This window comes from Skermanella mucosa, assembly GCF_016765655.2.
GTDB lineage: Bacteria > Pseudomonadota > Alphaproteobacteria > Azospirillales > Azospirillaceae > Skermanella > Skermanella mucosa.
Genome location: NZ_CP086106.1, coordinates 5,561,130 through 5,580,166 on the forward strand (window position 1 = coordinate 5,561,130; position 19,037 = coordinate 5,580,166).

Here is a 19,037-nt window from a genome sequence, read left to right on the forward strand (position 1 = left end):
CCATCAGGCGGCCTCGTCCACGCCGAACTCGGCGTAGCCCTTCTCTTCCAGCTCCAGCGCCAGGCTCTTGTCGCCGGTGCGCACGATACGGCCGTTGGCCAGCACGTGGACCTTGTCCGGAACGATGTAGTCCAGCAGGCGCTGATAGTGGGTGATCACCAGGATGCCGCGCTCCGGGCCGCGCAGCGCGTTGACGCCGTCGGCCACGATGCGCAGCGCGTCGATGTCGAGCCCGCTGTCGGTCTCGTCCAGCACGCAGAACGCCGGGTCCAGGACGGCCATCTGAAGCACCTCGTTGCGCTTCTTCTCGCCGCCGGAAAAGCCCACGTTGACCGCGCGCTTCAGCATCTCGTCGGTCATGCCGAGCTGCTTCGTCTTGGCCCTGATCAGCTTCAGGAACTCCATGGCGTCGAGCTCCTTCTCCCCGCGCGCCTTGCGGATGGAGTTGAGCGCCGACTTCAGGAAGGTGGTGTTGGACACGCCGGGGATCTCGACCGGGTACTGGAAGGCCAGGAACACGCCCGAGGCGGCGCGCTCGTCCGGCTCCATCTCCAGCAGGTCCTGCCCCTTGTAGGTCACGCTGCCCTCGGTAACCTCATAGCCATCGCGGCCCGCCAGCGCATAGCCCAGCGTGCTCTTGCCGGCGCCGTTCGGCCCCATGATGGCATGCACCTCGCCGGCGCCGATGGTCAGGTCCAGGCCCTTCAGGATCGGCTTGTCGGCGACGTTGACGTGAAGATTCTTGATTTCGAGCATCGTTGCGGTTCCGTATCGAATTGGGTTGGTGGCGGCGCCGTCAGGCGCGCTCGGGGAAGGCGGTATTCTCGGGCAGCCAGTCCGGATCGAGGATCTGGTCGAGCGTGTAGGGGCATTCCGTCGGCAGGACGGCCGGATCCAAGCCGTCGTGGCGCTGGAGGCTCTTCGCCGCCAGCCGGCGGGCGGTACGATAGATGCCGTCCAGATCGATGCGTCGGACCAGCGACTTGCTCCGGGCGATCCGCCGTTCCGTCAGCGCGCGATGGGTATCGACGCTGTCTTCCCACCCGTCGCGCGGGTTCCGGGCCGGCGAATGCTCCAGCTTCAGCAGGTGTTCGACCACCCGCACGAGATGGCTTTCCACCGCGGCCAGATCGCTGCCGCCCAAATCTTCGATCTCCTCGATCAGATGGTCAAGATCGAGGCCGTCCCAGCGGCGGGAGCGGAGCATTTCGGCCTGCTCGCGCGTCCACGCCACATAGTCCGTCTCATACTTGGTTTCGGGCTTGGATGCTGGCTGCCCTGTCATGGCCTGTTACCCCACGCTGCCTTCCAGGCTGATGCCGACCAGCTTCTGCGCCTCGACCGCGAACTCCATCGGGAGTTCCTTCAGGACCTCCTTGCAGAAGCCGTTGACGATCAGCGACACGGCGTCCTCGGAGGACAGGCCGCGCTGCTGGCAGTAGAACATCTGGTCCTCGCTGATCTTCGCCGTGGTCGCCTCGTGCTCGACGCGGGCGCTGCGGTTCCGGCTCTCGATGTACGGGACCGTGTGGGCGCCGCACTTGTCGCCGATCAGCAGGCTGTCGCACTGGGTGAAGTTCCGCGCCCCCTCCGCCTTCGGCAGGATCTTGACCAGGCCGCGATAGGTGTTCTGGGCCCGGCCGGCCGAGATGCCCTTGGACACGATGGTGGACTTCGTGTTCTTGCCGATATGGATCATCTTGGTGCCGGTATCGGCCTGCTGGCGGTTGTTGGTGATCGCGACCGAGTAGAACTCCCCGACCGAATTGTCGCCCTGCAGGATGCAGCTCGGATACTTCCAGGTGATCGCCGAGCCGGTCTCGACCTGCGTCCACGAGATCTTCGAGTTCTTGCCGCGGCAAGCGCCGCGCTTAGTCACGAAGTTGTAGATGCCGCCCTTGCCGTTCTCGTCGCCCGGATACCAGTTCTGGACGGTCGAGTACTTGATCTGCGCGTCGTCGTGGGTGATCAGCTCGACCACGGCGGCGTGCAACTGGTTCTCGTCGCGCTGGGGCGCCGTGCAGCCTTCCAGATAGCTGACATAGCTGCCCTCGTCGGCGATGATCAGCGTCCGCTCGAACTGGCCGGTGTTCTTGGCGTTGATCCGGAAATAAGTCGACAGCTCCATCGGGCAGCGGACGCCCTTGGGGATGTAGACGAACGACCCATCGGTGAAGACGGCCGAGTTCAGCGTCGCGAAGAAGTTGTCCGAATACGGCACCACCGAACCCATGTACTTCTTGACCAGCTCGGGATGGTTCTGCACCGCCTCGGAGATCGGGCAGAAGATGATGCCCTTCTCTTCAAGCTTCTTCTTGAAGGTGGTCGCCACCGACACGCTGTCGAACACGGCGTCGACCGCGATGGACGGGCTGTCCCCGGCGCCCTCGACGCCGGCCAGGATCGCCTGCTCCTTCAGCGGGATGCCCAGCTTCTCGTAGGTCCGCAGCAACTCGGGATCGACCTCGTCCAGGCTCTTGGGCTTGGACGCCACCTTGGGTGCCGAGTAATAATAGGCGTCCTGGTAGTCGATCGCCGGGTAGCCCAGCTTGGCCCAGTTCGGCTCTTCCATGGTCAGCCAGTGGCGATAGGCCTTCAGGCGCCATTCCAGCAGCCATTCCGGCTCGTTCTTGCGCGCCGAGATGAACCGGACGATGTCCTCGCTCAGGCCCTTGGGAGCGGTTTCCGACTCGATGTCGGTGAAGAAGCCGTACTTGTACTTCTGTTCCGTAACGGCCCGGACCTGTTCGACAGTCTCAAGCGTCGCAGCCATGCTTCTCTCCTATTTCCCTCATAGTCCGTCCGGTCCGACGGTTATTCGTTGTCATGTCGGGCAATTGGTCGGGTGGCGGGATGAATGTCGGCACCGCCGTCATGTCCGCCAGCGAAACCTCTTCCAGCGCGCGGCGCACCGCGCGGTTGACCTTGTCCCAGTTGCCCCGCATGGGGCACAGGCTCTCGACATCGCAATTCCCCTCCGCGCCGTCGACGCAGGCGGTCAGGGCGATCGGCCCGTCCACCGCGCTGATGATCTCGGCGATCGAGATCCCCTCGGCCGCGCGGGTCAGCCGGTACCCGCCGGCGGCCCCGCGGTGGGATTCCATCAGGCCGGCGGGGGCCAGCAGCTTCATGAGCTTCGCGACGGTCGGGGCCGGCACGCCGGTACGCTCGGCAAGCTGCGGGACGGTCTGGACGCAGGCGCCGTCGCGCGCCATGCGCGCCATCACGACGACCGCGTAGTCCGTCATCTTGCTGAGCTTGATCATATCGGCGCCTCAATCCGTACCAATCTGGTACTGATTAAGTGAGGAGCGCGGTGCGAAAGTCAAGGCGGAAGGTGGCCTTATCATAGGCCTTTCAGCGGGCTCGCGGAAGACCCAGTGCATTTGTGGGGCTTTAGGGACACAGGGGCAGACTGCGACATTCCGCCGCTATCAGCCCTGGGCCAGGGGCCCTATCCGGGAAGTTGGCCGCACCTGCACAATCCCGTGGATGGCGGCGAGCCGCCCACCGTCCACTGAACCGGTCAGGAGCACCATCATGAGCACGGCCAACCTCGCCGATGCCAAAGCTGAACTCGGCGAACTGGTGGCGAAGGCCGCCTCAGGGGAAGAGGTCTGCATCATACGCCGAAGCAGGCCCATCTCGCTTGCCATGCTGAGGGCGCATACCGAAACCATGTCTGCGCAGACAGGGACCGCCGGCGATTTCGTCCGCACCATGCGCGATGACAGCCGTCATTGATGTATTGTCTCGACACTTGCCTCCGGCCCCGGAAAGAAAAGGCGGACGACCTCCCGGCCGCCCGCCTCGCTCACTCCATGTTCCGCCGCCGGGCCGTCAGAGCGTCAGCTCCGCGATCTGCACCGCGTTCAGCGCCGCGCCCTTGAGCAGCTGATCGCCGCAGAGGAAGAAGTCCAGACCGTTCCCGCCGAACACCGGGTTGGCGCGGATGCGGCCGACCTCGACGTCGAACTCGCCGGTCGCGGTCAAGGGCATCGGGTAGACGCCGTTGGCCGGATCGTCGGCCAGCTTGACGCCGGGGGCCTCGGCCAGCACCGCGCGGGCCGCGTCGGCGGTCACCGGGCGTTCCGTCTCGATGGTGACGCTCTCGGAATGGGCGCGGTACGTCGGGATGCGCACCGCCGTGCAGCTCGCCGGCAGATCCGGGATGCCCAGGATCTTCCGGCTCTCCCACGTCACCTTCATCTCTTCCTTGGTGTAGCCGTTGTCCTGGAAGGCGTCGATCTGGGGAATGACGTTGAACGGGATCGGGTGGCGGAAGACGCTGTTGGCGACCGGAAGGCCGGAAAGCTGGTTGCGGGTCTGCTCCTCAAGCTCGGCCATGCCCTCCGCTCCGGCGCCGCTGGTCGCCTGGTAGGTGGAGACGATCACCCGCTTCAGGCCGAACGCCCGGTGGAGCGGACCCAGCGCCAGCACCAGGATGGCCGTGGTGCAGTTGGGGTTGGCGATCAGCCGGCTGGTGCCGAGCGCGCCGGCATTGATCTCCGGCACGATCAGCGGGATCTCGGGGTCGTAGCGGAAGGCCGAGGAATTGTCGATCACGACGGCGCCGGCCGAGGCCAGCGTCGGCGCGTGCTCCTTGGCGAAGTCGCCGGACACCGCCATCAGGACGATGTCGTAGCCCTTGACCACGTCCGGGTCGAAGGCGGCCAGGGTCTTCACGCCGAACGGCGTTTCCATCGTGCGGCCGGCGCTGCGCTCCGAGGCGAACAGGCCGAGCTCGGCCACCGGGAAGGCGCGGCGGTGAAGCACGCTGACCATTTCGCGGCCGACGGCGCCGGTGGCGCCGACGATGGCGACGCGGCGGGGGGAGGGGTTCGAAGAGGGGCTCATGGGATCAAGTTCCGTCCTGTTGCATGCCCGTACTGAGCGCAGGACGAACCCCCGATACGACGAGGCCCCGTCCGTGTCCGGCGGGGCCTTCGTGGTGGATGAAGCGTCTCTAACCGATCAACGCATACCACCGGACGACGGCCCGCCGCAGCGGGTCGTTTTGCAGGTGGTAGTCTTGATGGCGCGCGAACGGTTCATGACCTGTCTGTTACCAAGGCTCCCGAAATTTGTAAAGCGTCCCTTTCGCCTCACCCCAGCGGGTATTCCCTCAACGGGTCATAGACCGGTCCGCCGTTGCCCGGCCGGCTCTCGAACAGGGTGAAGTGCTCCACCCGGATCGGTCCGGCGCGGAACAGGCCGCGGTCCTGGATGAAGCGCCCGACCCGCTCCTGGGGCGTATCGCGCAGGCGGGCCAGGGTCACGTGCGGGCTGAAGCGCCGCTCCTCGCGCGGCAGCCCGGCGCGGACCAGCGCCGATTCGACCTTCTGGTTCAGGTGGACCAGGGCGTCGTTTCGCTCCACCCCGGCCCACAGAAGGCGCGCCCGGCTGCCGCTGCCGAACTGCCCGACCCCGTCCAGCACGAGGTCGAAGGCCGGGGCGGAGACGCTTCCCAGCGCCGCGTCGATGTCGGGCAGCAGGCCGTTCTCGACCTCGCCGATGAAGCGCACCGTCAAGTGCAGGTTCTCCGGCTCGGTCCAGCGGGCACCGGGCACGCCGCCGCCCAGGCCGACCAGACGCTCGCGGACGGCCTCGGGCAGCTCAAGGGCGACGAACAGACGGATCATAGCAACGCACCGCGAGCATCAGGGGCAGGATCAGGAAGAGGATCAGGGACAGGGGTTCGGGAACCGGGCGTTGACCTCCCCGATATCCTTCAACACCTCTTCGTCCAGCGTGATCCCGATCGAATCGATGTTCGTCTTCAAGTGCTCCATCGACGTCGCGCCGATGATGTTCGAAGTCACGAAAGGCTGCCGGGTGACGAAGGCCAGCGCCATCTGCGCCGGGTCCAGCCCGTGGCGCTTCGCCACGTCCAGATAGGCCCGCACCGCCGCGTCGGCGTTCACCTTGTCATAGCGGGACTTGCGGTGGTCCAGCGCGCGGCGGGTCCCCGGCGGGATGCGTCCGTCCAGGTATTTGCCGGTCAGGGTCGCCGCCGCCAGCGGCGAATAGGCCAGCAGCCCGCACTGTTCGCGGATCGACACCTCGGCCAGCCCGTCCTCGTAGGTCCGGTTCAACAGGTTGTAGGCGTTCTGGACGCTGACCACCCGCGGCAGCCCCAGCTCGTCGGCCAGCCGCAGGAACGCCATGGTGCCCCAGGGCGTCTCGTTGGACAGGCCGACATGGCGGATCTTGCCCGAGCGGACCAGCTCGTCCAGCGCCCGCAAGGTCTCCTCGATCGGGGTGGCGCCCTCGTCGTCGCCGCCCTTCCAGCCGCGGGCGCCGAAGCGGGCCGTGGTCCGGTCGGGCCAGTGGAGCTGGTACAGGTCGATGTAATCGGTGCGCAGCCGGGTCAGGCTGTCCTCGACCGCGCGCACCAGGTTCTCCCGGTCCAGCCGGGCCTTGCCCTCGCGGACCCAGGCGAAGCCGCCGGGCGAGCGGCCGATCGCCTTGGTCGCCAGCACCACTTTGTCGCGCCCGCCCCGGCTGGCGAACCAGGAGCCGATGATCCGCTCGGTCGAGCCGTAGCTTTCCTCGATCGGCGGGATCGCGTACATCTCCGCCGTGTCCCAGAAATTGACGCCGCGCTCCAGCGCGTAGTCCATCTGGGCGTGGCCTTCGGCCTCGGTGTTCTGGCGGCCCCAGGTCATGGTGCCCAGGCAGATCGCGCTGACCCGCACGTCGGTGCGGCCCAAAGGACGGTATTCCATGTGGATCCTTGATTGACAGGCTTGAAGGTTCGCGGCCCCGGCGGGACGCTTCAGAGGAAAAGCGTGAGTACGCCGGTATAGCCGTAGAGCCTGTTGTGGGAAATCTCCCCATTGGCGAAAAATCCCACCAGCGGGAAATCGCCCAGCTGATCGCGGATCGCCTTCAACTCCTCGCTGTCGTCGCCGAACAGCGCCGGCCCGCGCGCCAGGCACGACACGTAGATACCGCCGCGTGGCGGTCCCGTCAGCCGCTTCTTCAGCATCGCCAGCATGCGTTCCAGGTCGGCCTCGGCGCTCGCCCGGTCGCGCCGCGCGAACATGATGCTGCGGCCCGGCTCGACCATGTCGCCGATCGCGATCAGTCCGTGGTTCGGGTCGATGCCGACCAGGTTGCGCACCAGGTAATCCCCGGTGTCGGACCCGGTGATCGGAAGCGCCGCGAAGATATAGCCGGCGACCCGGCGAAGGTCGCGTGCCAGCAGTTCGCCGATGTCTTCCTTGAAGACCTCCAGCGCGGGCCTTCCGTCGATCTCGACGATGATGTTGTTCTGGGCGCGGGTGATCTTGTGGATCGGCCCGATCGGCGTGCATCCCTGGGTAAGGCCGGTCGCGACCGGCACCTCGGCGGAGAACAGCACGCCGGACACGCCGCCCTCGACCACCGGGGCCGTGCCGGGTCGGCCGCCGAACTGCCCATAGTTGGTCCGCGACGAAGTCAGCCCGCCGACCAGGAAGCCTCCCAGCGCGTCGGACAGTTCGGGGATGATCTCATGGGTCTGCGGGTTGCGCGGGTCGCCATGGACCAGCCCCAGGACCGGGGCGTGGGTCTTCAGCCATTCCGCCGTCTCGGGCTCGAACCCCTCGATGCTCTCGGTGATCGGCGCCGGCAGGTGGAAGCTGCCGGGCGGAAGCTGGGCGGCCATCACCGCGATGGCCGGACGGTCGAACAGCTCCTCGCCCGTGGCGCAGACCCCGATCCCGACCGTGCCGACCCAGTCCTTGATGCCGGTGACCCCGCGCATCAGCGTCACGATGCTGACCGCGTCGGCCGCCAGCGCGTCCGAGATGTACAGGAAACCCAGGTTGCAGCCTTCGACCGGCCCCAGCTTGTCCAGGCAGGCCTTGACCGTGGTGCGCCAGTCCTCGCCGGTCGCGGCGGCAGAGGCGAAGCGGGCCCCCGTGGGTGCGTCCATCCCGCTCATCCCTTCGGATCCCGCTGCGGGAGATCGTCGAGCAGCCCGGTCAGATGCGGCAGGATGCCGTCCACCATGATCGCCACGCCCTGGGCATTGGGATGCATGCCGTCCTCCTGATTCAGCTTGCGGTCGAGCGCCACCCCTTCCAGGAAGAAAGGATAGAGGGGGACATCGTATTTCGCCGCGAGGTCCGGGTAAATCGCGTTGAAACGTTCGCCGTAATCACGACCCAGGTTCGGTGGCGCGTACATTCCGGCGAGCAGGGTCGGGACGTTGCGCTCCTTCAGGATTGCCAGGATGGCATCCAGGTTCTCGCGGGTGGATGCCGGATCGATGCCGCGCAGTCCGTCGTTGGCGCCCAGCGCCACCACGGCGGCCCGGGGATTGTCGGCCAAGGCCCATTCCAGCCGCGCCCGCCCGCCGGCCGTCGTGTCGCCCGACACGCCGGCATTGATGACGTCCGCCTGGTAACCCTGGTCGCGCAACGCCCGCTGGAGCCGAGCGGTGAAGCCGTCCCGCTCGGGCAACCCGTAGCCGGCGGTCAGGCTGTCGCCCAGCGCCAGGATCCTGACCGGCTCCGCGGCGAGCGCGGACCATCCGGCCGGGGCGACCGCCGGCGCCGTCACCAGGGCCAGCAGCGCCAGCCCCGCGGCGGCGGCGGTCTTCGCACCTGCGTTGAAAAGCCGGTGGCACGTGCCATATCCGCTTGAGCTGTCACGAATGTCTGGAAGACCCATGGCGAAGTCCGATGCTGCTTCTCGGGATGACCTGATCGTCGAACTGGCCGACGTCCACCTAAAGCTGGACAGTGCCGCCGGTCCCGTCAACATCCTGCGAGGCATAGATCTCACCGTGAGGCGCGGCGAGACGGTCAGCGTCGTCGGTCCCTCGGGCTCGGGCAAGTCGACCATGATGATGATCATGGCGGGATTGGAACGGCCGACCAGCGGCTTGGTCAGGGTCGCCGGCAAGGACCTGGGCACCCTGGACGAGGACAAGCTGGCCCGCTTCCGGCGCGACCATGTCGGAATCGTGTTCCAGGCGTTCCACCTGATCCCGACCATGACCGCGCTGGAGAACGTCGCGATCCCGCTGGAGTTCGCCGGGCTGTCCGACGCCTTCGACCGCGCCCGCGCCGGGCTGGAGGCGGTCGGGCTGAAGCACCGGGTCACCCACTATCCCGGGCAGCTCTCCGGCGGCGAGCAGCAGCGCGTGGCTCTGGCCCGCGCCTTCGCCGCCGAGCCGTCGCTGCTTCTGGCGGACGAGCCGACCGGCAACCTGGATGGCGAGACTGGCGCCCAGGTCATCAGGCTGATGTTCGACCTCGCGGCCAATCGGGGCGCCACCCTGGTGCTGATCACCCATGACACCAGCCTCGCCGCCCGCTGCGACCGGGCGGTCCGGGTCGCCGACGGCAGGATCGAGAGCGCCGGCGATGCCAAGGCCGACCTCCGCCCCGTCCGCGCCTCCGGCATCTGATCCCGGACACCTTTGATGAACGGCTTTTCCCTGTCCACCCTGTCCGTCGCCTGGACCATCGCGCGGCGGGAGCTGCGCGGCGGACTCAAGGGCTTCCGGATCTTCCTCGCCTGCCTGACCCTGGGCGTCGCGGCCATCGCGACGGTCCAGTCGCTGTCCGGCGGCATCATCGAGGGTCTGCGCGCCGACGGCAGGGCGATCCTCGGCGGCGACGTGGCGCTGCGCGTGCTTTACAACCCCATCGGCGGGGCGGAACGCTCCTACCTGGACGGCCAGGGCCGCGTCTCGGTCGCGGCGGATGCCCGCGCCATGGCCCGGCGCGAGGACGGCGCCCGCTCCACCCTGGTGGAGCTGAAGGCGGTGGACGACAGCTATCCGCTCTACGGCGATTTCACCCTGCGCGAAGGCGGCGGCCTCCCCGACGCGATCGCCAGGCGGGATGGCGTCTGGGGCGCCGTGGTCGAGGAGACCGTGGGCCAGCGCCTGGACGTGGCCGTCGGCGACACCGTGCGGGTCGGCGAGACATCCTTCCAAATCCGCGGCACCATCCTGCGGGAGCCCGACCGGGCCGGCGGGGGCGGCTTCACCCTGGGGCCGCGCCTGCTGATCGACCTGGACGCGCTGGAAAGCACCGGCCTGATCCAGCCCGGCAGCATGATCTACTGGCACTACCGGATCGGATTGGCCCCCGGCACCGACCTCCAGGCGTGGCAGGCCGACCTCCAGGCCCGCTTCCCCGAGCAAAGCTGGCGGGTGCGCGACTTCACCAACGCCGCCCCGCAGATCGAGCGTTTCATCACCCGCCTGACCCTGTTCCTGACGCTGGTCGGGCTGACAGCATTGCTGGTGGGCGGCGTCGGGGTCGGCAACGCCGTGCGCAGCTATCTCGACGGCAAAGTCGCGACCATCGCGACGCTGAAATGCGTCGGCGCGCCGGGGCCGCTGGTGTTCCAGGCCTACCTGCTCCAGATCCTGGTCCTGGCCTCGCTCGGGATCGCGCTCGGCCTGGTCATCGGCGCGGTCGCCCCCCTGGTCGCGGCGGCCGTCCTGGCCGACGTGCTGCCGATCACCGCCCGCATCGGGGTCTATCCCGGCGGCCTCGCCATCGCCGCCGCCTTCGGCTTCCTGACCGCCCTGACCTTTTCCCTGTGGCCGCTGGGCCGGGCGCGCGAGGTGCCGGCGGGCGCGCTGTTCCGCGACGTGGTCTCTCCCGCGGGCGGACGTCCCCGCGGCGCCTACCTGGTGGCCGGCGTCCTGTCCGGGCTGGCGCTGGCGGCGCTCGCGATCCTGACCGCGCAGGAGAAGCTATTCGCCGCCTGGTTCGTCGGCGGCGCCTTCGTGACCCTGCTGGCGTTCCGGGCGGCGGCCCAGGGCGTCACCTGGGCTGCCGCGCGGGCCGGCCGGCCGCGCCATCCCGGTTTCCGTCTGGCGCTGGCCAACCTGCACCGGCCGGGCAACCCGACCGGCAGCGTCGTGCTGTCGCTGGGCCTGGGGCTGACCGTCCTGGTCGCCATCGCCCTGATCGAGGGCAACTTCTCCGCCCGCGTCAACGAGAGCATCCCGAAGGACGCCCCGGCTTATTTCTTCATCGACATCCAGCCGAACCAGCGGGAAGCATTCAACGCGACCGTGCTGGGCGTGCCCGGCGCCACCGACCTGCGGGAAGTGCCGATGCTGCGCGGCCGTATCGCCAAGGCCAAGGGCGTGGACGCCGAGCAGGCGATCGTCAATCCGGAACATTCCTGGGTGCTGCGCGGCGACCGCGGCATCACCTATTCGGCGCGCCCGCCGGTCGACGCGGAGATCATCGCCGGCCAATGGTGGCCGGAGGATTACCGGGGCAAGCCGCTGATCTCGATCTATTCCGACATCGCCGAGGCGTTCGGCCTCAAGCTGGGCGACGACATCACGGTCAACGTGCTGGGCCGTGACCTGACGGCGGAAGTCGCCAGCATCCGGGCGATCGACTTCTCGACCATGAACATCAACTTCACCATGATCTTCTCCCCCGGAATCCTGGAAGGCGCACCCCAGACCTTCCTGGCGACCGTCCGCGCCACGCCGGAGGCGGAACCCCTGATCCAGCGTGCGGTGACCGACCGCTTCGCCAACATCACCTCGGTCCGGGTCAAGGACGCGCTGGACACCGTCAACGAGCTGCTCGGCAATATCGGCACCGCCGTCAGGGTCACCGCCGCCATCACGCTGCTGGCCGGCACCCTGGTCCTCGCCGGCGCGGTGGCCGCCGGGCACCGGCGCCGGGTCTACGACTCGGTCGTCCTGAAGGTGCTCGGCGCCACCCGCGCCGACGTGCTGAAGGCCTTCCTGGTCGAATACGGCCTGCTGGGGCTGATCACCGCCGCGATCGCGGGCGCCATCGGCACCATCACCGCCTGGGCGGTGCTGACCCAGGTGATGGATTGGGAATGGACCTTCCTGCCGTCGGCCGTGCTGGTCACGGCGGCGCTCTGCACCGCGATCACGCTGGCCTTCGGCTTCGTCGGCACATGGCGGGCGCTCGGCCAGCCGGCCGCACCGCTGCTGCGGAACGATTGAGGGCGGAACGCTTAAGGCGGAAAACGCCGGTCCCGACAAAAATTCCGGGATTAAAGAAACCGCTCGCGCGTAGCGCCGGCCGAGCCAGTTTAATCGATGCAGGTCAAAGGGTTGCACGCTCGGGCAGGAACTTTCGAAGAATCCGATTTTTGTTGAATTGAGCGGGCCGCTCCCCAATATCCTTGTCCAAGTGACATCTACCTTTCGGATTGAGGATCACATGGCAAACGGCATGTTCAATCGGTACGCGACCCCCGGCCGCGCGGTCGATCAGGCCCAGTACGACGAAGGCCTGCGTCAGCACATGCTGAGCGTGTACAACTACATGATGGTTGGTCTCGGCGTGACCGGCGTGGTGGCCTTCGCGACGGCCATGCTGGCTGCCTCCAACCCGGCCTTCGCGCAGGCGCTCTACGGCTCGCCGCTGAAGTGGGTGGTCATGCTGGCCCCGCTCGGCTTCGTGTTCTTCCTGTCGGCGAAGATCCACTCCATGTCGATGTCGACGGCGCAGATGACCTTCTGGGCCTTCGCGGCGGTCATGGGCCTGTCGCTCTCGTCGATCTTCCTGGTGTTCACCGGCGCCAGCATCGCGCGGGTGTTCTTCATCACGGCGGCGACCTTCGGCGGCATGAGCCTGTGGGGCTACACGACCAAGCGTGACCTCTCGGGCATGGGCTCCTTCCTGATGATGGGCCTGATCGGCATCATCATCGCGAGCGTGGTCAACATCTTCATCGGCTCGACCGCCCTGCAGTTCGCCGTGTCGGTCATCGGCGTGCTGGTCTTCACCGGACTGACCGCCTACGACACGCAGCGCATCAAGGAAGAGTACAGCGAGGGCTACGGCTCCGAGTCGCTCGGCAAGATGGCCCTGATGGGCGCCCTGTCGCTGTACCTGAACTTCATCAACCTGTTCACGATGCTGCTGTCGCTCTTCGGCAACCGCGAATAAACAGGCTTGACGAGCGTCCCCCACCCGGGGGACGCCTGATGAACCCGGGCTTTCGAGCCCGGGTTTTTTCATGCGCGGATGCCGGCGTGCCGCGCCGGTCCGAAGCAGGGATTCCCTCGACGCCGCCTATGTCCTAAAGTATATAGAACATCCTATTACTCGAAGGGCATGAGCATATGCATACCGGGATATGCTCACCGTAAAACGCTCCCCTGCCGCTCCCAACCGTACCGATGTCCGGGCCGGCGATCGGGCGGACGACCGGGCCGGACGGCGCCGGGCCTTCAACGTGACCATCGTCTACGCCCTGGCCGCGGGTTTCTGGATCCTGCTGTCCGACGGGCTGCTCAACCTGCTGTTCGGCAACGCCGCCTCGCTGGTGCTGTCCCTGTCGCAGACCGTCAAGGGCCTGACCTTCATCCTGATCACGTCCCTTCTGCTCCACGCGCTGATCCGGCATATCGGCGCCGCAGCGCGCGCCGAGGTGGTCCTGCGCCAGGATCAGGCACGTCTCCTCGTCATGCTGGAGAACATGCCGGTGCTGGTGGCGGCGCTGGACGAGGAGGGACGGCTCGCCCTCTGGAACCGGGAGGCCGAGCGGATCACCGGCTACAGCGCCGCGGAGGCGATCGGCAATCCCCAGCTCCTGTCGCAGCTGCTGCCCGATCCCGACTACCGACGGGCGACCGCCGCCGCCTTTCGCCGCGCCGACCTGTGCTGCCGCGACTGGGAGCGGCAGATCACCTGCAAGGACGGTCAGGTGCGCACCATCGCGATCTCCTGCATCGCGCGACACTTTCCCATCGCCGACTATCCCGGCGGCTGGGGGATCGGCGTCGACGTGACCGCGCGCCTCGCCCGCGAGCGGGAGCTTGCCGAGGCGCGCGACGCGCTGGAAGGCGCCCGTGCCGAAGCGGAAGCGGCCAGCCGCGCCAAATCCGATTTCCTCGCCCTGGTCAGCCATGAGCTGCGCACCCCGCTGACCGCGGTGATCGGCTTCGCCGACGTGATGCGGGCGGAGTATTTCGGTCCCTTGGGCTCCCCCCGCTACCATGACTATTGCCGCGACATCGAAACCAGCGGGCGTCACCTGCTGAGCCTGATCGACGGCATCCTCGACCTCGCCAAGACCGAGACCGGCCGCTATGTGCTCACCGAGAAGGAAATCGACCTGCCGGCGCTGGCGACGGGAGCGATCCAGCTGCTCGGCGACCGGCCGTCCAGGAAAGGCATTTCCCTGACCGTCAGGATGGACCGGCCCATCAGGGTCCGGGGCGACGAGATGGCGCTGACCCAGGTGCTGGTCAACCTGCTGGGCAACGCGGTCAAGTACACGCCGCCGGGCGGACGGGTCGAGCTGTCCGCCGCGCCCGACGGCGCCGGCGGGCTGACGCTCGTCGTCGCCGATACCGGCATCGGCATCCCTTCGGCGGAACTCGCCAGCGTCCTCGAACCGTTCAGCCAGGCGAGCAACGCGGGCCGGACCGGCGAGAGCGGGTCCGGGCTGGGGCTGTCGATCGTGCGAACCTTGGTTGATCTGCACGGGGGCCTCCTGTCGGTCGACAGCCATCTGGACGCCGGCACGCGGGTGACGGTCCGCCTTCCGGCCGAACGGGTGCTCCCTTTCCCCTGAACGCCCGGTAGGATAAAGTTATTGGAGTATTCAGCACCCTCATCGAGCCGGGCCATGCCGATCTCCGCGACGACACCGCCCCACGCTCCGAAAGCCGCGCCCCGCATCCTCGTGGTGGAGGACGAGACCCTTGTCGCCATGGACCTGGAGGACATGCTGCTGTCGATCGGCTGCGAAGTGGTCGGTCCGGTCGCCAAGGTCGCGCGCGGTCTGGTCCTGGCCCGGGAAGAGCCGCTGGACGGCGCCATTCTCGACATCAACGTGGCCGGCGAACTGGTCTACCCCATCGCGGAAGTCCTGACCGACCGGGGCGTCGCCCTGATCTTCGCCTCCGGCTACGACCGCGGCCTCAGCGTTCCGGCGCACTTGGCGGGCTACCCGCGGATCCGGAAGCCATACACGCTCCAGGACATCGAGCGGTCGGTCGACGGCTTCACGCGGAGCGAATGAGGGCGATCGGACGGCTTGGAGACTTCAAGCCGGCTTCGGTATGCCGAGATGGGCCAGGATCGCATCGAGGCTCCGGTTCATCTGGAACTGATTGTCGATCAGCGTGGCCTGCCCGTTCTCGAGATTGGTCAGTTGCTTGGTATGGGTCGCCAGCATCTCGCCATGCTCTCCCAGGGTCCGGGTATGCTCCCCCAGGATCCTGGTATGCTCCCCCAGGATCCTGGTGTGCTCGTCCAGGATCCTGGTGTGCTCCGCCTGGACCTGCAGGATCTGGTCGACTTTCTCTCCCAGGCTCAAGGTGCTGACAGCCAGACGTGTGACCCTATCGCCATCGCTCATCTTCGACTCCCCACTCTCCCGTCATCCTACACGCAAACGCAGACCGCTTCCACACCGGCGCGTGGTTCACGGTGCTGCACGGAGGTATGCAGCAACCAGGAACATTCATTTCTTCCCCAACCATCGCGCACGACCCCATGCCGAACGTTTTTTGCCGCTCCCTGTCGGCCGCGGGCATACTCGTCCGTCCTCGGTTGCAGGACCATGAAAGGACCCGAGATGCTCTACGCGATCCTTTGCTACGATTCCGAAGACGTCGTCTGCTCCTGGACGAAGGAGCAGGACGACGCCGCCATGGCCCGGCTCGGAGCGGTCCAGCGGAAGCTCGCCGCCGAAGGGCGTCTGGGACCGGTCGCGCGCCTGCTGCCCACGACGGCGGCCACGACGGTCCGCAAGGGCGCCGAGCCCCTGGTGATCGACGGCCCCTTCGCCGAGACCAAGGAACAGCTCCTCGGGTTCTACGTCGTCGAGTGCGAATCGCTGGACCAGGCGATCGAGACCGCGGGCGACTTGGCGCGCGCCAGCAGTTCGTCCGGCGCCTACGAGCTCCGCCCGCTCGCCGTCTTCCGGCCGGGAGACCTCGGGACGTGACGGACCTCGCCTGGATCGACGCGGCGCTGACCGCGGCGCGCCCCCAGGCGATTGGGGCGCTGCTCCGCTATTTCCGCGACCTGGACGCCGCCGAGGAGGCATTCCAGGAGGCCTGCCTGCGCGCGCTGGGGAACTGGCCGCGCAACGGCCCGCCGCGCGATCCCGCGGCCTGGCTGATCCTCGTCGGGCGGAACGCCGCGATCGACCAGGTCCGCCACCGGGCGAGGCAGCAGCCGCTGCCGCCCGACGAACTGATTTCGGACCTGGAGGACACCGAGGCCGCCATGGCCGAGCGCCTGGACGGGTCCCACTACCGCGACGACATCCTCAGGCTCCTGTTCGTCTGCTGCCATCCCGCCCTCCCCGCCACCCAGCAGATCGCGCTGGCGCTCCGCATCGTTTCCGGCCTGCCGGTCCGGCGGATCGCCCGCGCCTTCCTGGTCGGCGAGAGCGCCATGGAGCAGCGGATCACCCGGGCCAAGGCCCGTATCGCCGGCGCCGACGTGCCGTTCGAGGCGCCGGGCCCGGTCGAACGCGCGGAACGCCTCGCCGCCGTGTCCGCCATGATCTACCTGGTGTTCAACGAGGGATATTCCGCAGCCGCCGGCGACACGTCCCGGCGGGCGCCCCTGTGCGACGAGGCGATCCGGCTCGCCCGGCTCCTGCTGCGGCTGTTTCCCGCCGAACCCGAGATCTTGGGGCTGACCGCCCTGCTGCTGCTCCAGCATTCCCGCGCCCCGGCGCGGTTCGACGCCTCGGGCGCCGTCGTGCTGCTGGAGGACCAGGACCGCGCCCTCTGGAACCGGGAGATGATCGCCGAAGGATTGGCCCTGATCGACAAGGCGATGCGCCACCGGCGATCTGGTCCCTACCAAGTCCAGGCCGCCATCGCGGCGCTCCACGCCCGGGCGCGCCGGCCGGAGGAAACGGACTGGGCGCAGATCGACCTGCTTTATGCCACGCTCGAGCGGCTCCAGCCGTCGCCGGTCGTGACGCTCAACCGGGCCGTCGCGGTCGCCAAGACCCGCGGCCCGGAGGCCGCACTCGCCCTGGTCGAGCCGCTGGAGCCCCGGCTGTCCGGCTATTTCCATTTCTTCGGGGTCAAGGGCGCGCTCCTGATGCAGCTCGGCCGCGCCGACGATGCCCGCTGCGCCCTGGACCGGGCGATCGCGCTGGCCGGTTCCGCGGCGGAAGCGGCCCATATCCGGCAGCATCTCGATCGGCTCGTCCCGGACACGGACCCGTAAGGGATCCGCGCCAGGGACCGCCAGCCCCCGTCACGCTCCGGCGAACAACACCAGGAGCAGCAGGCCGGTGCTCAGCGCCAGGGCGATCTCCAGGCCGAGCTCGACCCGGTCGAAGCCGCGGCGGCAGTCGCGCACGGAAGTGAGAACCTCGGAAGCGAATTGCTGGGTGGTCATGGCGAACTCCTTTCTTTTTGTTCTTCCGCCAGCCTGGATTCTGCGTATCCCGCTTTGCGCATGGCTTTCTTCAGGTCCTCCCAGGCGAGCCAGATGTCCGCCGCATGGACGGCGGCCTGCTCATCGCCTTCGGAACCGGTGGCATGATGCCGGAAGTAGTCGGCCGCTCGGCGCATCCGCTCCGCGAGGGTGCCGGTGTCGTCCCGGATCGTTTCGGTCCGCAGGGCGGTTTCCCGTTCGGCAAGCCAGGTTTCGATTTCCGCCATCTCGGCCTGGGTGCAGGCCTTGCGCAGTTTCTCCGGGATGGCCGGGGCGTCCTTGTCGATCTTGCCGACCACCTCCGACCGCCCGCGCTTGAGGGCGGGATCATAGGTGGTGCGAATGACCTGGATGACGCGGCGGCGCTCGCGGAACTGCATGCTGGCGGAACTCTCTGACCGGGCGGGCCGTCCTATGCGGTCCGAACATGGGCAGTATATTGCGCCGGCCCGGGCCGCATATCAAGCCCGTTTTTGGTCCGCATAACACTTTTTTGCAGACGGAAAGGTCCGTCAGCGGCCTCGCCGCCCTGCCAGCGGCCAGTCGTTGCTGATCGCGAAGTTGCGCGCCAGGAACCGGTAGGTGTCCTTCAGCAGGGCCTCGATGTCGGGAGACCGCTCGACCGTGGCGGCGGCCCATGGAGTGATCATCTCGTCCCACAGCATCAGCCGGTGGTGCAGCTCGTCACGCATCTCGCGGATGAACTTTGTCTGGGCGCCGATGTTGCGCAGCACGGCCAGGATCTCGCCGGTCTGGGCGTCGGCCTGGGTGAACATGCTGTCGAAATCGGCCAGCGGCGCCCGGATCAGCACCTGCATGCGGAAGATCTCGTTCCGCACGCCGGGCTCGCGCTTGTAGAGCTTCGACAGAAGGGCGAGCTGCGCGCCGATATACTGCACCCGGGTGTACCGGTCGCGCAGCGCCTCGATATAGGACAGCTCGCGGGCCAGCTTGTCGATCATGTCGACCACTTCCTGCTTGCGGTCCACGCCGATGCCCAGCTTCTCGGCGGCGCGGGCGAAGGCCTCCTGCACGCGGGCCTTGGTCTGCGGGTCCTCGGACAGCTGCTCCAACTGGGTCAGGTCGACCACCTGCGTCTCGCCGCCGGTCAGCCAGGACACCAGCTGCATGGTCAGGCGGTTGCGCGCGATGGTCCGGTGCTTCTCCTCGACGGTCCAGGAGGCGGTGCCGTCCAGCAGCTCGTGGGGGATCGAGTCGTTGGGCCGGATCTCGCGCACGTAGCGCAGCGACTTCTCGACGATCCCCAGCAGCTTGCCGTCCTTGGTGTCCGGGTTCAGGTCGAACTCCGACCGCAGCACCGGGATCGCGATCGACCCCTTGAGGTCGCCGAGCGGGATGTGGAACGCCGCTTCCTGGGTGTTCTTGACGTAGGAGAAATATCCCCCGTCCATCGAGAAGACCTTGTGCTCGAACTTGAAGGTCTGGCTGCGCTCATCGCAATCAGGGTCCGCCGCCGGCGTGGTGCCGGTCGCCTGCGAAAGCTGGTCAGCCGCGGTCATGGCCTGAAACTCATCCGTCCGATGGTGGTAACCACAACCCTACTTATACAGGGCCGGCGCGGTTACGGAAAGCACGGCTTTCGGGATAGCGCGACCCTCCGTCCAGTCGGCATGCGACAATACGCCGTTCTCC

The 19,037-nt window shown here is 67.6% G+C and carries 21 protein-coding genes; 8 read left to right on the plus strand and 13 right to left on the minus strand.

Annotated elements, in window-relative coordinates; translation table 11 throughout:
- Positions 1-3: 3 nt before the first annotated feature.
- Genes sufC through JL100_RS25850 form a run of 4 tightly spaced genes read right to left on the minus strand, consistent with a single transcriptional unit; the run spans position 4 to position 3,266 of the window.
- Positions 4-756 carry a Fe-S cluster assembly ATPase SufC gene (gene sufC / locus JL100_RS25835; protein ID WP_202680729.1) on the minus strand — a complete coding sequence of 251 codons (753 nt, stop codon included), beginning with the start codon at positions 754-756 and terminating at the stop codon, positions 4-6.
- A gap of 40 nt (positions 757-796) precedes the next feature.
- Entirely contained in the window at positions 797-1,285 is a 489-nt protein-coding gene (locus JL100_RS25840) for a DUF29 domain-containing protein (protein ID WP_202680730.1), read from the minus strand.
- Between the two features lie 6 nt (positions 1,286-1,291).
- A complete protein-coding gene (gene sufB, locus JL100_RS25845) occupies positions 1,292-2,773 on the minus strand; it encodes a Fe-S cluster assembly protein SufB (RefSeq protein WP_202680731.1) in 1,482 nt (493 codons plus the stop codon).
- Complete coding sequence (locus tag JL100_RS25850) at positions 2,757-3,266, minus strand: SUF system Fe-S cluster assembly regulator (RefSeq protein ID WP_202680732.1); 510 nt, start codon at positions 3,264-3,266, stop codon at positions 2,757-2,759. Before JL100_RS25850 ends, sufB begins: the two co-directional genes overlap by 17 nt.
- 274 nt (positions 3,267-3,540) lie before the next feature.
- On the opposite strand from JL100_RS25850, the gene JL100_RS25855 reads away from it, so the two are divergent.
- Positions 3,541-3,744, plus strand: a complete 204-nt coding sequence (locus JL100_RS25855) for a type II toxin-antitoxin system Phd/YefM family antitoxin (RefSeq protein WP_202680733.1) — start codon at positions 3,541-3,543, stop codon at positions 3,742-3,744.
- 96 nt (positions 3,745-3,840) lie between these two features.
- Here the strand turns inward: JL100_RS25855 and JL100_RS25860 are convergent, their stop codons facing one another.
- From JL100_RS25860 to JL100_RS25880, 5 genes are all read right to left on the minus strand, one after another.
- The gene (locus JL100_RS25860) at positions 3,841-4,857 is read right to left on the minus strand and encodes an aspartate-semialdehyde dehydrogenase (RefSeq protein WP_202680734.1); all 1,017 of its coding nucleotides are present in this window, start codon (positions 4,855-4,857) and stop codon (positions 3,841-3,843) included.
- Positions 4,858-5,105: 248 nt separating this feature from the next.
- A complete protein-coding gene (thpR, locus tag JL100_RS25865; RefSeq protein WP_202680735.1) occupies positions 5,106-5,642 on the minus strand; it encodes an RNA 2',3'-cyclic phosphodiesterase in 537 nt (178 codons plus the stop codon).
- Positions 5,643-5,684: 42 nt separating this feature from the next.
- A complete protein-coding gene (locus JL100_RS25870; protein WP_202680736.1) occupies positions 5,685-6,728 on the minus strand; it encodes an NADP(H)-dependent aldo-keto reductase in 1,044 nt (347 codons plus the stop codon).
- Between the two features lie 50 nt (positions 6,729-6,778).
- A complete protein-coding gene (locus JL100_RS25875; protein WP_228420913.1) occupies positions 6,779-7,921 on the minus strand; it encodes an FIST signal transduction protein in 1,143 nt (380 codons plus the stop codon).
- 5 nt (positions 7,922-7,926) lie between these two features.
- Positions 7,927-8,661, minus strand: coding sequence for an arylesterase (locus JL100_RS25880; protein ID WP_202680738.1), 735 nt, complete (start codon positions 8,659-8,661; stop codon positions 7,927-7,929).
- Here JL100_RS25880 and JL100_RS25885 point away from each other — a divergent pair.
- The 5 genes from JL100_RS25885 to JL100_RS25905 all read left to right on the plus strand — a co-directional run bounded on the left by JL100_RS25885 (position 8,660) and on the right by JL100_RS25905 (position 14,994).
- On the plus strand, positions 8,660-9,403 hold the full coding sequence (locus tag JL100_RS25885; protein WP_202680739.1) for an ABC transporter ATP-binding protein: 744 nt from the start codon (positions 8,660-8,662) through the stop codon (positions 9,401-9,403). The genes JL100_RS25880 and JL100_RS25885 overlap by 2 nt on opposite strands.
- 15 nt (positions 9,404-9,418) lie before the next feature.
- Entirely contained in the window at positions 9,419-11,959 is a 2,541-nt protein-coding gene (locus tag JL100_RS25890; RefSeq protein ID WP_202680740.1) for an ABC transporter permease, read from the plus strand.
- A gap of 220 nt (positions 11,960-12,179) precedes the next feature.
- Positions 12,180-12,911: a Bax inhibitor-1/YccA family protein gene (locus JL100_RS25895; protein ID WP_201074783.1), complete on the plus strand. Its 732-nt coding sequence runs from the start codon at positions 12,180-12,182 to the stop codon at positions 12,909-12,911.
- Positions 12,912-13,101: 190 nt separating this feature from the next.
- Positions 13,102-14,544 (plus strand): PAS domain-containing sensor histidine kinase, encoded by a 1,443-nt coding sequence (locus tag JL100_RS25900; protein ID WP_202680741.1) that lies wholly within the window; start codon positions 13,102-13,104, stop codon positions 14,542-14,544.
- 54 nt (positions 14,545-14,598) lie between these two features.
- Positions 14,599-14,994: a response regulator gene (locus JL100_RS25905; protein ID WP_202680742.1), complete on the plus strand. Its 396-nt coding sequence runs from the start codon at positions 14,599-14,601 to the stop codon at positions 14,992-14,994.
- Between the two features lie 24 nt (positions 14,995-15,018).
- On the opposite strand, the gene JL100_RS25910 is transcribed toward JL100_RS25905, so the two are convergent.
- Positions 15,019-15,333: a hypothetical protein gene (locus JL100_RS25910; protein WP_202680743.1), complete on the minus strand. Its 315-nt coding sequence runs from the start codon at positions 15,331-15,333 to the stop codon at positions 15,019-15,021.
- 204 nt (positions 15,334-15,537) lie between these two features.
- Here JL100_RS25910 and JL100_RS25915 point away from each other — a divergent pair, with 204 nt between their 5' ends.
- Together JL100_RS25915 and JL100_RS25920 are read left to right on the plus strand one after the other, a co-directional pair.
- The gene (locus tag JL100_RS25915; protein ID WP_202680744.1) at positions 15,538-15,924 is read left to right on the plus strand and encodes a YciI family protein; all 387 of its coding nucleotides are present in this window, start codon (positions 15,538-15,540) and stop codon (positions 15,922-15,924) included.
- Positions 15,921-17,171 carry an RNA polymerase sigma factor gene (locus JL100_RS25920; protein ID WP_202680745.1) on the plus strand — a complete coding sequence of 417 codons (1,251 nt, stop codon included), beginning with the start codon at positions 15,921-15,923 and terminating at the stop codon, positions 17,169-17,171. The genes JL100_RS25915 and JL100_RS25920 overlap by 4 nt, the downstream gene beginning before the upstream one ends.
- 30 nt (positions 17,172-17,201) lie before the next feature.
- Here JL100_RS25920 and JL100_RS25925 read toward each other — a convergent pair whose 3' ends face one another.
- The 3 genes from JL100_RS25925 to JL100_RS25935 form a co-directional block, all read right to left on the minus strand.
- Positions 17,202-17,345 carry a hypothetical protein gene (locus tag JL100_RS25925; RefSeq protein WP_202680746.1) on the minus strand — a complete coding sequence of 48 codons (144 nt, stop codon included), beginning with the start codon at positions 17,343-17,345 and terminating at the stop codon, positions 17,202-17,204.
- Positions 17,342-17,764 carry a hypothetical protein gene (locus tag JL100_RS25930; RefSeq protein WP_202680747.1) on the minus strand — a complete coding sequence of 141 codons (423 nt, stop codon included), beginning with the start codon at positions 17,762-17,764 and terminating at the stop codon, positions 17,342-17,344. Before JL100_RS25930 ends, JL100_RS25925 begins: the two co-directional genes overlap by 4 nt.
- A gap of 132 nt (positions 17,765-17,896) precedes the next feature.
- On the minus strand, positions 17,897-18,904 hold the full coding sequence (locus tag JL100_RS25935) for a hypothetical protein (RefSeq protein ID WP_202680748.1): 1,008 nt from the start codon (positions 18,902-18,904) through the stop codon (positions 17,897-17,899).
- Between the last annotated feature and the right edge of the window lie 133 nt (positions 18,905-19,037).